Origin of the sequence: Flavobacterium bernardetii (genome assembly GCF_011305415.1) — a bacterium.
GTDB lineage: Bacteria > Bacteroidota > Bacteroidia > Flavobacteriales > Flavobacteriaceae > Flavobacterium > Flavobacterium bernardetii.
Window position 1 is genome coordinate 48,535 of the sequence record NZ_JAANOQ010000002.1, and the last position, 13,390, is coordinate 61,924.

Here is a 13,390-nt window from a genome sequence, read left to right on the forward strand (position 1 = left end):
AGGTGGTTTTTTGTTTTTGTTAATAACTAAAATTGCCTTAAAAAAAGATAAATTGTACTTTTGAAATCTTCCTTTTTTTAGGAGTTTTTAATTTAGAATTCTATTATGTATTTAATCTTTGATACCGAAACTACAGGTTTGCCTAAAAGTTGGTCTGCACCAATTACAGATACCAACAACTGGCCTCGTTGCGTGCAAATTGCTTGGCAATTGCATGACGAGATGGGAAATCTTATCGAACATCAAGATTATTTAATTAAGCCTGAAGGTTATAATATTCCTTTTGATGCAGAAAGAATTCACGGAATTTCTACCGAATTAGCCGCTAAAGAAGGGCACGATTTAAGTGAAATTCTAGAAAAATTTAATATTGCCTTATCACAATCAAAATATATAGTTGGACAAAATGTTGGCTTTGACGTGAATATTATGGGCTGCGAATTTCATCGTTTTGGAATTGCAACTGATTTAACCAAAATGCCCGTTTTAGATACGTGTACGGAAACAACAGCCTTATTGTTGAAATTACCAGGAGGTCGTGGTGGAAGATTCAAATTGCCGACTTTAACAGAATTACACGAATATTTATTTAACGAAAAATTCGCAGAAGCACACAACGCAACTGCTGATGTGGAAGCTACAACACGTTGTTTTTTAGAATTAGTAAAACGCGGCAATTTCAATTCCAACGAATTACCCGTTTCGGAAGAATATTACACCGCTTTCAGAACTAACAATCCAGAGGTAAAACCAATTGGTTTAAAACATGTTAATTTAAAACAAGCTTCGACAAGCTTACGCGAAAAATTACAACAACAACTTCCAAAAGATATTGAAATCTTACCAGAAGATTTAGAAGATATTTCAGATGTTGCTTTCGCACATTTGCACAATCATTCTCAGTTTTCAGTATTGCAATCGACCATTTCAATTCCAAAATTAATTGAAAATACAGCCAAACAAAAAATGCCTGCGGTTGCCCTTACGGATATTGGTAATATGATGGGAGCTTTTCAATTTGTAAGCGGAATTTTAAATCATAATAAATCAGCAGAAGCTAAAAATGCAGCATTAGTAGAAGCTGGCGAACAACCAACAGAAACGATCATCAAACCCATCGTAGGTTGTGAGTTTTTTGTATGTAACAATCACAAAGACAAATCGAACAAAGACAATGGCTATCAAATTGTTTTATTAGCAAAGAATAAAAAAGGCTATCATAATTTAGCGAAACTTTCCTCAAAAGCATATACAGATGGTTTTTATTACGTGCCTCGTATCGATAAAGAATTAATCAAGCAATATAAAGAAGATATTATTGTTTTGACAGGGAGTTTATACGGAGAAGTGCCAAATAAAATTCTAAATATCGGAGAAAACCAAGCCGAAGAAGCTTTGTTATGGTGGAAAGAGCAATTTGGTGAAGATTTGTATATCGAATTAATGAATCACAATCAGGAAGATGAAAAAGCGGTAAATACTACGCTAATTCAATTTTCTAGAAAACATAATGTAAAGCTAATTGCCACAAACAATACGTTTTACATCAATAAAGAAGATGCCAACGCACACGATATTTTATTATGTGTAAAAGATGGTGAAAAACAAGCAACACCAATTGGTCGTGGTCGTGGCTATCGTTTCGGATTACCGAATCAGGAATACTATTTCAAGTCGACCAATGACATGAAAAAATTGTTTCCGCAAACGCCGGAAGCGATTAGTAATGTGCAAGAGATTGTAGATAAAATTGAAATTTATTCGCTTTCGCGAGATGTATTACTTCCGAAATTTGATATTCCTGATGAATTTCAAGTTACTGAAGACTTAACAGATAAAGGTGTTCGTGGTGAAAATGCGTATTTACGACATTTAACGTACGTAGGTGCCAAAAAACGTTACGGAGAAATCACAGATGAAATCAGAGAACGTATTGATTTTGAATTATTAACAATCAGTAATTCAGGTTATCCGGGTTATTTCTTAATTGTACAAGATTTCATTGCCGAGGCAAGAAAAATGGATGTTTCGGTTGGACCAGGTCGTGGTTCTGCAGCAGGTTCTGTAGTAGCGTATTGCTTGTGGATTACGAATATTGATCCAATGTTGTACAACCTGCTTTTTGAGCGTTTCTTAAATCCCGACCGTGTATCGATGCCCGATATTGATATCGATTTTGATGATGAAGGTCGTGGTCGAGTAATGGATTATGTAATTAAAAAATACGGTTCCAATCAAGTAGCGCAAATTATCACTTATGGTAAGATGGCTACGAAGTCAGCTATTCGTGATACAGCTCGTGTGTTAGATTTACCATTGTTCGAAGCGGACAGAATTGCGAAATTAATTCCAGCCATGATGCCAGGAAAATGGAATTTAGCGCGTTTTCTTTCTGAAAAAGAAGAAGACGTTAAAAAAGCCGTTCGTTCTGATGAATTCGATAGGGTTAAAGAATTAATCGAAATTGCTAATCAAGGCGAGTTGTCTGGAGAAACCATTCAACAAGCCAAAATATTAGAAGGTTCTCTTCGAAATACAGGAATTCACGCTTGTGGTGTAATCATTACGCCAGATGATATTACGAATTTCGTACCAGTAGCTTTAGCAAAAGATTCCGATTTATATGTGACGCAGTTCGATAATGCCGTTGCCGAAAGTGCGGGATTGTTGAAGATGGACTTCTTAGGTTTAAAAACCTTAACGCTTATAAAAGACACGGTTAAACTGGTGAAATACAAGCGAGATATCGATTTAGATCCAGATACTTTTCCAATCGACGATAAAAAAACGTACGAATTATTCCAACGTGGTGAAACGGTCGGTATTTTTCAGTACGAATCACCAGGAATGCAGAAATACCTTAAAGATTTAAAGCCAACGGTTTTTGGAGATTTAATTGCGATGAATGCATTGTATCGTCCAGGTCCGTTAGAATATATTCCCTCTTTCGTTCGTAGAAAAAATGGTTTAGAAGAAATTACATACGATTTAGATGCCTGTGAAGAATATTTAGCAGAAACTTACGGAATTACGGTATATCAAGAGCAAGTGATGCTTTTGTCGCAATCTTTAGCTGGATTTTCTAAAGGTGATGCGGATGTACTTCGTAAGGCTATGGGAAAAAAACAGAAAGACGTTCTGGATAAAATGAAGTCTAAGTTCATCGAACAAGCCAAAGAAAAAGGTCACGATGAAAAAAAATTAGATAAAATTTGGACCGACTGGGAAGCGTTTGCAAGTTATGCATTCAATAAATCGCACTCAACATGTTATGCTTGGATTGCTTATCAAACGGCGTATTTAAAAGCACATTATCCTGCAGAATATATGGCGGCTGTACTTTCTAATAATATGAATGATATCAAATCAGTTTCGTTTTTCATGGAAGAATGTAAACGTATGGGCTTAGAAGTTTTAGGTCCGGATGTGAATGAATCGTTCTATAAATTTACGGTAAACGATAATAATGCGATTCGTTTCGGAATGGGAGCGATTAAAGGTGTAGGAGAAAATGCCGTAAAAACTATAGTTGAATGTAGAAAAGAAGCACGTTATAAATCTATTTTCGATTTAGCCAAACGTATCGATTTACGAGCGGCAAATAAAAAAGCATTCGAAAACTTAGCGTTAGCCGGTGGTTTTGATGAATTTGGTGAGACGCATAGAGCACAATATTTCCATTCTGATGGTGATAATATTACGTTTTTGGAAAAAGCCATGCGTTTCGGTGCGAAGTTTCAAGAAAACGAAAATTCTTCTCAGGTAAGTTTGTTTGGTGATGCTTCAGATGTTCAAATTGCTGAACCAGTTGTACCGCCTTGTGAAGAATGGAATACTTTAGAAAAATTATCTAGAGAAAAAGAAGTAGTTGGGATTTATATTTCGGGTCATCCTTTGGACGATTATAAATTTGAAATGAAATATTTTTGCAATACCAAGTTGCAAGCTTTAAGCAATTTAGAACCTTTAGTGGGCAAAAATTTATCGTTTGGAGGAATTGTTTCGAATGTACAACACAGAACTACGCAACAAAACAAAGGTTGGGCAACTTTCAATATTGAAGGCTACGAAGAAATTTTCGAATTTAAAATCTTCAATGAAGAATACCTGAAATTCCGACATTATTTGGTTCAAAGTCAGTTCGTGTTTATTAAAATTTTCGTTAAAGAAGGTTGGGCAAATAAGGAAACGGGTAAAAAATCGGATCCAAGAATTAATTTTTCACACATGCAAAGTTTACAAGATGTGTTGCCTGATTTTGCTAAAAAACTTACCATTCAATTGCCAGTTGAAGAATTAAAAGAACAATTAATTTCGAAATTAAACGAACTTTTTTCTAATCATCAAGGCGATTTAAATGTGACTTTCGAATTGTTAGAATTAGAAAAAGTAAAACGATTTGTAAAAAGAGAAATTGAAATCGATGAAGAACTTCAAGATGAAACCGTAATTGATTCTGAAGATGAGGTAGAAGGTGTTGCTGAAATTATCGTAGAAAATCAGATGGAAGAAATTGAAGAAACGATCATTAAAAATAAGCTCGAAATGCCAAGTCGAAAATTAAAAATAAATATATCCAAAGAGTTGTTAGAAGGTTTGGAAAATATGCAAATCAATTTTAAGTTGAATTAAGTAAAGTATCTAACATAATTTTGTTTTTATCGGCACTAAATTTGTACAATCATTTAAAAACAAGAATTATGAAAAAGTTACTTTTTATTTTTTTAGCCATAACATCATTTGCTTCGGCGCAAATTGCTGAAACAGCAGAAGATATTTCGCCTTTATTAATTGGAGAAAAAATTCCGAAACAAGATTTAATTTCAGTTGATGATAAATTAGTGTCAACAACTGAAATTTTTAATGAGAAAACCGTTTTGATTCTGTATCGAGGGGGTTGGTGTCCCTATTGTAACGCACAATTAATGGAAATGCAAGAAATTGAAAGTCAAATTATTGAAATGGGATATCAAATTGTGGCGGTTAGTCCGGATTCTCCTAAATTTTTAAAAGAAACAACAACAGAAGATAAATTAAATTACCAGCTTTTTTCAGACAGTGATGGAAAATTTTCACAAGCTTTAGGAATTGCTTTTAAAAGAGAAAAACCTAAATTAGAAAAATATTCTGAAGGTAAAAACCCAGGTTTTTTGCCAGTTCCAACTGTTTACGTTTTAAATGAAAATAGAGAAATTGAATTCCTATACATCAATCCGAACTATTCAAAAAGATTGAAGGGTGATTTATTGTTATCAGTGTTAAAAAACTTATAAATTGATTTTTCTAATCACTTAATAGTTAAAAGAAATCATATTTTTTTTCACACCTTAAATATATTTTCTACTTTCGCATTACAATAGTTAAGTATTAAAAAACTAAATAAAAAAATATGGCATTAGCAATCACAGATGCTACTTTTGAAGAAGTAGTATTGAAATCAGATAAACCAGTAGTAGTAGATTTTTGGGCAGCTTGGTGTGGACCATGTAGAATGGTTGGACCAGTTATTGATGAAGTAGCTACAGAATACGAAGGAAAAGCAGTTGTTGGAAAAGTAGATGTAGATGCTAATCAAGAATTTGCTGCTAAATACGGAGTTAGAAACATTCCAACTGTATTGGTTTTCCAAAATGGAGAAGTAGTTGGAAGACAAGTTGGTGTAGCGCCAAAGAAAACGTACACAGACGCTATTGACGCTTTGTTATAATAGCTAAGTAGATAAATATTTAAAAGGTTCAATGAAAGTTGAGCCTTTTTTTATGCAACTTTTTTAACTTCAAGAATAAAACTATATATTTACGATATGAATTTAGAATCGCAACTTGAAAAAATATCACAGTTTAAAAATTTAGAACTTTTGGCCAATCAAATCGTCGAAGGTTTTATTTCTGGTATGCATAAAAGTCCGTTTCATGGTTTTTCTGCAGAATTTGCCGAACACAAAATTTACAATCAAGGAGAAAGTACCAAGCATATCGATTGGAAGTTGTTTGCCAAAACCGACAGATTATACACAAAGAAATACGAAGAAGAAACCAATTTACGTTGTCATTTAATTATAGATAATTCTTCTTCCATGCATTACCCGAAATTGAAAGACAATCAGTTGTTTTCTGAAAGTAAAATTGGGTTTTCAATATTGGCTTCGGCGGTTTTAATGAACTTGCTTAAAAAACAACGTGATGCGGTCGGAGTTTCAGTTTATTCTGATTCGTACGAATATTACGCTTCAGAAAAAGGTAGTGAACGCCACCACAGAATGATTTTAAATCAATTCGAAACAATATTAAATCATCCAAAAGAATCAAAAAAAACGGACACAGTTACTTTTTTACATCAAATTGCTGAAAAGGTACACCGTCGTTCTATGATTGTTTTGTTTACGGATATGTTTATTGGTGAGGATAATGAGAAGCTTTTTAAAGCCTTACAACACTTAAAGCACAACAAACATAAAGTGGTTTTGTTTCACGTTTATGATAAAAAAACAGAGTTAAATTTCAATTTTGATAACACACCACGCAAGTTTATTGATGTAGAAACAGGTGAAGAAGTCAATTTATTTGCTGAAAACATGAAAGAAAGTTACGAAAAAGTAGTGAAAAACTATTTCGAAAACATTTCTAATACCTGTTCTGCTTATAAAATTAAGTATGTTCCAGTTCCAGTTGATGAAAATTTTGAAAAAATTATAACTACATATTTAGTTGAAAAACAGGAGTTTGGCTAAAAACTTAAAAAAACTTATAATATTTTTTAGCAAAACATTTGCAGGTTTCAAAAACTGTAGTATATTTGCACTCGCATTACAGCAACGGTTTGGTAGTTCAGTTGGTTAGAATACCTGCCTGTCACGCAGGGGGTCGCGGGTTCGAGTCCCGTCCAGACCGCAAAATTTGGGAAGCACTTCAGAAACGAAGTGCTTTTTTGCCCAAATATCTTGAGGTTTCAAGATGAACTCAGTTGTGTTGTTTATCCGAGAGATCGGGAAAGGTTTAGTAGTTAGACCAATGAAAAGCTTTCCATTTTTGGAAGGCTTTTTTGATTTTATACAATTTCCTGTCTTTTTAAATATTTCAAAAATCAAGTATTATATCCTTCGTTTTTTTGTTTTCATGTGTAAATTAGTGATGTAATAAAGAAAAATTTTAAGCTCTACACTGTACTTGTTTTACTTCTAAATGCTTTTATTTTAGCGTTATTAATTTTTATTTGTTCACTCACCAGTTTTGTGGGTTTCTGATAATCAGTTTGATGGTGTTAAATTGCGTTTTTATTTGTGTAATATGGGATTTATTTGTTTTTTTTTAAGTAATATATTTATATCTTTGCATCGCATTACAGCAACGGTTTGGTAGTTCAGTTGGTTAGAATACCTGCCTGTCACGCAGGGGGTCGCGGGTTCGAGTCCCGTCCAGACCGCAAAAAAAGCTCTTCAGTTTTGAAGAGCTTTTTTTATTTTTTCTAATTTATTTCACCCAAATTTCATAGTTTTTCACAACTAACCAAATAAAAATTCCAAATAAAACCAAGGCATAAAACACTTTCATGAAAGTTCCGGCTAAAAAGCCTAAAAAAGAGCCAAATGCTGCTTTTAAAGCTCTTTTTTTATCTTGAGAGTTATAGATAAGTTCTCCGATAAAAGCACCTAAAAATGGACAAATTAAAAAAGCGAAAGGAATAGGTAAAAAGATTCCAACTACTAAGCCGATATTCGTTCCCCAAATCCCGTAACTGGTTCCTCCAAACATTTTCGTTCCTTTGGCCGGAATGATATAATCAAGAATGCTTAGAATTATTGTAATCACTAATGTAATTCCTAATAACCAATAGTTGGTTTCTATTCCAGGAATAAAAAATAAACACAATAATCCAAGCCAAGATAATGGTAAACCTGGCAAAGCAGGTAAAATACTGCCAATAATTCCACCAATAAGTAAACAAATTCCTAAAATCAATACAATATATTCCATAAAAGTGTATTTTTGAAAATCTAAAAGTATAAAAAAATAAATGAACAAAGTAATTGCTTTATTCCTGATACTCTCACTACAATCGTGCCAGTTTTTCGATAAGAAAGTGCCCGATGAAAAGGTGTTGTTAGAACAAGAACTCAAAAAAATCAATTGGGAGCAAGTAGACGAATTCCCCTCTTTTTCAGAATGCGATTCGATAACGGAAAAAGACAGTCAGCAAAGTTGTTTTTACGAAACGCTTTCTATGCAATTACATTCGAAATTAAAAGACGATAGCATCGCTAAATTGTTTCCGCAATTAGATACGATTCAAGTAAAAGTGATTATTTCTTCTAATTCTGATTTGAATTTCGAACCTATAATTTCAGATTCAATTGCGTATAACAAACCACAATTAGACAGTATTTTTCAATTGCGATTAATCGATTTTCCAAAAATCAACCCAGCTATAAAAAGAGGTGTACCTGTAAAAACAGAATTTCAAATGCCAGTAGTTTTAAAGAAGTAAAAAAAATACTTTTATCTTTTTACTTTTAACTTGGCTCTTAATTAAACTGTCTCTCTTTCCATTCAAATTTCCCGAATAGCGCTTTTACAACAACTAAAACGGTAAAAAAAGGATAAACTATAAAACTGGACAAATAGTTTTTGAATGGCAATCTAAAATAAGAAGCACTAAATTTCAAAAACATAAAATCAATTCCGTATTTCAATATCCAAAAATAAGCAGTTAATTGTATTAATTCGAATTGATAAAAAGGAGCTGCCAACAAAAGTAATCCACTTAAATTAGTCAAAAAGACAATACTTCCTAAAATTTTCGGATACCAATTTGCGTAAGCTGAAGTTTTACTTGCCCATCGCACTCTTTGATGGATTAAGGCGTTCCAAGAATCGCAACTTTTTGTAAAAACGATATTCAAATTACCTAAATAAGCAATTTTTTCTGGAGCAGCTTTTAATGCTTTTTGTAATAAAAACACGTCATCACCACTCGCCAAATTATTGTTGCCTTTAAATCCGTTTAAGTCTTTAAAGAAATTTTTTTCATAAGCGAAATTCGCCCCATTACACATAAACGGTTTTTGAATACCAAAACTTCCAGCGGTTACACCTTGTAAACTCAAAAAATCATTATTTTGAAAATCGTGTAAAAATCCACTTTCAGCTACATAACCAACAGAACCAATACACATTTTAGCATTCGTTTCTTGAATTTTTGCATCAAAAACCTGTAACCAATTTTCAGGAATTTCACAATCGGCATCTGTAGTCACAATCCAATTGTATTTCGCTATTTGTATCGCAGTTTCAATCGCATCTTTTTTTGGAGAATTGCTTTTTCTTTGGTTTGGAATTACTAGAACTTTTATCTTCCATCTTCCATCTTCCAACTTCCAGCTATCATTCGATTCATCATCTACTAAAATCACTTCAAATAGTTCCTTCGGATATTTCAATTTCTCTATCGAATTTAAAAGTATCGGTAAATTCTCAGCCTCATTTCGAAAAGGAATAATTATCGAAAAAGTAGTTTTTGGTGAAGAAGATTCTATTGTGTTTTGCTTATTCATTTTCGAAATGCCAAAAGCCAATTGAGTAATCAAAGCCGCATAAAGGAATAAAAGTAGCGCAAATAAAATCATAAAACTTAGTGACTTTGTTTCTTCGTGGCAGTTTCTCGCGTTTTATAAATCAACACAAAATAACTTCCAATAACAACCGGGAGTACCACATTTAACAACCACATAAAAGTACTAATAAATAAAACAACATATTCGTCGATGTTCAATTTATCGAAAAACCAAATAGCCACGCCGCCTTTCACTACAAAATCTAAAAATTGAAAAGAAGGTAACGAACTCGCAATAAAATACACAGCAGTAATGGTTGCCATCAAAGTGAAGTAGTCAATTTCGATTCCAAATAATAAAAACAAAAAGTAATATTGGTGCGAAAAAGTAAGATATCTGGCAATGGCTAATAAAATATTTTTCTGATGAATTTTCTTCGGAATTTCGCTAATTTTTTCTAAAAACAAAGCAATGGAATAACCTTTAATATTCGCATTCTTCGTTAAAAATAGAAAAGTTAAAATTAAAAATCCAATTCCAAGTAAAATGAAAAAGTACATGGTGTAACCTAAATATAGCAAACCAATCAAACCAAAAATAATGCTCAAAACCATTTGAATGCCGTTGCAAATCAAGTTCAAAAACAACACGCGTTTGGTTTCTGTTTTTGGGTAATACAAAGCCTTTCCTGCATATTCTCCAATTCCGTTTGGTGTAAATAAACCTGCAGTAACGCCTGCTAAAACTTGTTTGGTAGCTGTGAATAAAGAGATTTTCTCCATCACTAAAACTAAATTCTTCCACTTCAAAATCTCTAAAAAACGATTCAAAACACTAAAGCACAACATGAAAAGTATCCAAGCAATAGTAAATTTATGTTGTAAAATATCTGAAAATTGTTTCCAACTCAGTTTATCATCGTGCGCTAATTTGTCGTAAATAAAATAAAAGGCGCCAAAAACAATGACCAGTTTTATTATAAGTGTGAGATATTGTTTAGTTTTGTTTGAAATCATTTTGCAAAGAAACAAAACTTTGAACTTGAAACCTTAAACCTGAAACAAAAATTTTGTCAAACGAACGCATCATACTCGGCATCGATCCTGGAACTACAATTATGGGTTTCGGACTTATTCGTGTCGTGAATAAAAAAATGGAGTTTATTCAGTTAAACGAATTGCAACTCAATAAAATGGACGATCATTATATGAAGTTGAAACGTATTTTTGAACGAACTATTGAGCTAATCGACACCTATCATCCAGATGAAATTGCCATTGAAGCACCATTTTTCGGTAAAAACGTACAATCGATGTTGAAATTAGGAAGAGCGCAAGGTGTGGCGATGGCAGCAGGTTTATCGCGAGATATTCCAATTACAGAATACGAGCCTAAGAAAATAAAAATGGCCATTACTGGAAACGGAAACGCCAGTAAAGAACAAGTGGCGAAAATGTTGCAACAGTTATTAGGTCTAAAAACATTACCTAAAAACCTCGATTCTACAGATGGTTTAGCTGCCGCGGTTTGTCATTTTTTCAATACAGGAAAAGTGGTTGGAACCACAAGCTATTCAGGTTGGGACGCTTTTGTGAAACAGAATGAAACGAGAGTGAAAAAATAAAAAGAACATTAAAAATTTGGCACAATAATTTTTTAGAATGGAAGTTATTAGTTCTAATAAATCATTTTCAAATGAAAAAAACACTTTCTCTTTTTTTACTATTTTTCAGTTTTGTACTCTTTTCACAAAACACCATTTCAAAAAGTATAATTTTATCGGATCCACCCATTTCTAAGGATTTTAGTTTTTTGCAAGAAGAATTAAAAGATGTTCAAGTTGTAATGCTTGGTGAAATCAGTCATTTTGATGGCAATGTTTTTGAAACCAAAACCGAAATTGTAAAATATTTGGTTGAGCATATGGGTTTCAATGTAATTGCATTTGAATCTGGAATTTACGATTTATGGAAAGCACAAGAAGATATTAAAGAAGGTGCAAATTGTAAACAAGTTTTTAGGAATTCGTTGTTTTCTATGTGGGGAAAAAGAAAAGAGTTTCAAAGTTTTGTCACGTTTTTTGAAAACAATAAAGGAAATTTAAAGCTTTTCGGATTTGACCATCAAATTACAAGTGTAAATGGTACTGTAAATTTATCAAATGATTTATTTAGCTATTCAAAAAGTATAAATCACACTATAAAATTGAACAAGGAAGATTTTAATTTGCTTTTAGAATCTATTTCCAATTCTAGCATGTTCGACGAAAGCGATATTTCGTATCAAAATTTTTCTTCAGAATTAAACAAATTGAAGCAAAAATTAAGTCAGCAAAAAAACTCAGAAGAAAATTTTTATTGGACACAAATTGTAAACGGATTATTAACATTAGGTGAAGATGCTTTTACGCGTCAAAATTTCACAAGTGCTTTCAATTGTACAGGTATAGACAATATTAGAGATAAGCAAATGGCTGAAAATTTATTGGCTTATGTAAAACAAAATCCTGAAGCAAAAATTATTTGTTGGGGTGCCAATCTGCATTTTGCTAACAATTTGAAGTCTGTAAAAACGCCTATTATTGAAGATTTTGTTCCAATGGGTTCTTATGTTAAAACTGCTTTACAAGAAAAAATGTATAGTTTGGCGGCAATAACAGCTAAAGATTCTATTTTTCTTCAAAATAAATGGCATAGTACTCCAATTAAGGAAGGTTCTTTTGAGGATGTTTTGAAAAAACAGTTTAAGAATAATCATGTGTTTGTTTCTGCTAATCAAATTGAAGTAGATAAGATAAAAGAAAACAGACTTTTTAGCCCGATAACATTTATCGAAGGAAAATTGAGTGAATTTCATGATGGTTATCTGTATTTTCCTATAGCCACTTTGGTAACTATTGATGAGTATGAAGATGTAAATCTTGATACAGTTGAAGAAAAAGAAATTGTAAAAAATAAAACTTCTATAAACTTAAATATTAAGGATAGGCCAAACGAAACCTACATTGAAGAAGTTGTTATTTACAGTAAAAACACACCTTATCAAATTCTAAAAAAGGCTATTGGAAGTTTTGATAAAAATTATCCAAATAAAGGATTTAGTTCGGATTTAAAAACTAATATTTTGATAAAAGTTGCGGATACGACTTGTGTTGATGCAGATGTTTCGGCTCAACAATACGATTTAGGATATGTAAATCGCGATTTTAGAAACACGAAAAAAGTATTGGAAACAAAATGGAAGGTAAATCAAAATTTTGAAACGGAAAGTTTTAAAGAATATTATGGTTTTATGTATAATAGTCCAATTCAATATGCTCCTTTTTTAAAAACAAACAAGTTTAAAAAGTTTCTATTAAGCATTGAAGGAACAACAAAAATAAACAATGAAGAAGTTTTTGTCATTCAGTTTTCTTCTCCACGAAATCATTCTACATTCACAAGGCGCGTTTATTTAAGTAATTATTCGGGATATATTTATATTAATAAATCGGATAACGCTATTGTGAAAATTATTGAAAATTGGCAAGTAACAGATTTTCCAGATTCGTTCCGAGTAGGTTATGTTTTAAAAAATAATTTAGTAAAATATACAAACAAAGAATATGTAAACGAAACCACAATAACTGAATTTGTAAAAGAAAATAACTTGTATTTTATTAAAAATGCTGCAAATATTATATCTGGAAATTTATATAATGATTCTGCTGAAAAAGCAGATTATGAAATTGTAACAACATCAACTTGGAATAATTTTAATATTTCTAACCCAAGCATAATTAAAACAAATAACGAAGTGCTTTTATTTGAAGTAAAAAAATAAGTTAGTATGTCTTTGCTT

General features: G+C 32.1%; 10 protein-coding genes and 2 tRNA genes. 9 read left to right on the forward strand and 3 right to left on the reverse strand.

Annotated elements, in window-relative coordinates:
• Nucleotides 1-105 precede the first annotated feature (105 nt).
• The 6 genes from dnaE to G6N05_RS05080 all read left to right on the forward strand — a co-directional run bounded on the left by dnaE (nucleotide 106) and on the right by G6N05_RS05080 (nucleotide 7,422).
• Nucleotides 106-4,632: a DNA polymerase III subunit alpha gene (dnaE, locus tag G6N05_RS05055; RefSeq protein WP_166125496.1), complete on the forward strand. Its 4,527-nt coding sequence runs from the start codon at nucleotides 106-108 to the stop codon at nucleotides 4,630-4,632.
• Nucleotides 4,633-4,700: 68 nt separating this feature from the next.
• Nucleotides 4,701-5,273 carry a redoxin domain-containing protein gene (locus tag G6N05_RS05060; protein ID WP_166125497.1) on the forward strand — a complete coding sequence of 191 codons (573 nt, stop codon included), beginning with the start codon at nucleotides 4,701-4,703 and terminating at the stop codon, nucleotides 5,271-5,273.
• Nucleotides 5,274-5,389: 116 nt separating this feature from the next.
• Nucleotides 5,390-5,707 carry a thioredoxin gene (trxA, locus tag G6N05_RS05065; RefSeq protein ID WP_166125498.1) on the forward strand — a complete coding sequence of 106 codons (318 nt, stop codon included), beginning with the start codon at nucleotides 5,390-5,392 and terminating at the stop codon, nucleotides 5,705-5,707.
• Nucleotides 5,708-5,803: 96 nt separating this feature from the next.
• Nucleotides 5,804-6,730 carry a DUF58 domain-containing protein gene (locus G6N05_RS05070; RefSeq protein ID WP_166125499.1) on the forward strand — a complete coding sequence of 309 codons (927 nt, stop codon included), beginning with the start codon at nucleotides 5,804-5,806 and terminating at the stop codon, nucleotides 6,728-6,730.
• A gap of 86 nt (nucleotides 6,731-6,816) precedes the next feature.
• Nucleotides 6,817-6,890: transfer RNA gene (locus G6N05_RS05075), tRNA-Asp, on the forward strand.
• Nucleotides 6,891-7,348: 458 nt separating this feature from the next.
• A tRNA-Asp gene (locus tag G6N05_RS05080) sits at nucleotides 7,349-7,422 on the forward strand.
• Between the two features lie 47 nt (nucleotides 7,423-7,469).
• Here the strand turns inward: G6N05_RS05080 and G6N05_RS05085 are convergent.
• On the reverse strand, nucleotides 7,470-7,973 hold the full coding sequence (locus tag G6N05_RS05085) for a DUF456 domain-containing protein (protein WP_166125500.1): 504 nt from the start codon (nucleotides 7,971-7,973) through the stop codon (nucleotides 7,470-7,472).
• A 40-nt stretch (nucleotides 7,974-8,013) separates the two neighbouring features.
• Between G6N05_RS05085 and G6N05_RS05090 the strand changes: the two genes are divergently transcribed.
• Nucleotides 8,014-8,484: a hypothetical protein gene (locus G6N05_RS05090; protein ID WP_166125501.1), complete on the forward strand. Its 471-nt coding sequence runs from the start codon at nucleotides 8,014-8,016 to the stop codon at nucleotides 8,482-8,484.
• A gap of 37 nt (nucleotides 8,485-8,521) precedes the next feature.
• On the opposite strand, the gene G6N05_RS05095 is transcribed toward G6N05_RS05090, so the two are convergent.
• A complete protein-coding gene (locus G6N05_RS05095) occupies nucleotides 8,522-9,550 on the reverse strand; it encodes a glycosyltransferase family 2 protein (protein WP_225875128.1) in 1,029 nt (342 codons plus the stop codon).
• A 77-nt stretch (nucleotides 9,551-9,627) separates the two neighbouring features.
• Nucleotides 9,628-10,566 (reverse strand): lysylphosphatidylglycerol synthase domain-containing protein, encoded by a 939-nt coding sequence (locus tag G6N05_RS05100; protein ID WP_166125503.1) that lies wholly within the window; start codon nucleotides 10,564-10,566, stop codon nucleotides 9,628-9,630.
• 53 nt (nucleotides 10,567-10,619) lie between these two features.
• Here G6N05_RS05100 and ruvC point away from each other — a divergent pair, with 53 nt between their 5' ends.
• Together ruvC and G6N05_RS05110 are read left to right on the forward strand one after the other, a co-directional pair.
• Nucleotides 10,620-11,174 (forward strand): crossover junction endodeoxyribonuclease RuvC, encoded by a 555-nt coding sequence (ruvC, locus tag G6N05_RS05105; RefSeq protein ID WP_166125504.1) that lies wholly within the window; start codon nucleotides 10,620-10,622, stop codon nucleotides 11,172-11,174.
• 71 nt (nucleotides 11,175-11,245) lie between these two features.
• On the forward strand, nucleotides 11,246-13,372 hold the full coding sequence (locus G6N05_RS05110; protein WP_166125505.1) for an erythromycin esterase family protein: 2,127 nt from the start codon (nucleotides 11,246-11,248) through the stop codon (nucleotides 13,370-13,372).
• Nucleotides 13,373-13,390 lie beyond the last annotated feature (18 nt).

Excerpts from the sequence above, each read along its gene's own strand:
- dnaE (WP_166125496.1), top strand. The coding sequence starts at position 106 with ATGTATTTAATCTTTGATACCGAAACTACAGGTTTGCCTAAAAGTTGG.
- G6N05_RS05060 (WP_166125497.1), top strand. The coding sequence starts at position 4,701 with ATGAAAAAGTTACTTTTTATTTTTTTAGCCATAACATCATTTGCTTCG.
- trxA (WP_166125498.1), top strand. The coding sequence starts at position 5,390 with ATGGCATTAGCAATCACAGATGCTACTTTTGAAGAAGTAGTATTGAAA.
- G6N05_RS05070 (WP_166125499.1), top strand. The coding sequence starts at position 5,804 with ATGAATTTAGAATCGCAACTTGAAAAAATATCACAGTTTAAAAATTTA.
- G6N05_RS05085 (WP_166125500.1), bottom strand. The coding sequence starts at position 7,973 with ATGGAATATATTGTATTGATTTTAGGAATTTGTTTACTTATTGGTGGA.
- G6N05_RS05090 (WP_166125501.1), top strand. The coding sequence starts at position 8,014 with ATGAACAAAGTAATTGCTTTATTCCTGATACTCTCACTACAATCGTGC.
- G6N05_RS05095 (WP_225875128.1), bottom strand. The coding sequence starts at position 9,550 with ATGAATAAGCAAAACACAATAGAATCTTCTTCACCAAAAACTACTTTT.
- G6N05_RS05100 (WP_166125503.1), bottom strand. The coding sequence starts at position 10,566 with ATGATTTCAAACAAAACTAAACAATATCTCACACTTATAATAAAACTG.
- G6N05_RS05110 (WP_166125505.1), top strand. The coding sequence starts at position 11,246 with ATGAAAAAAACACTTTCTCTTTTTTTACTATTTTTCAGTTTTGTACTC.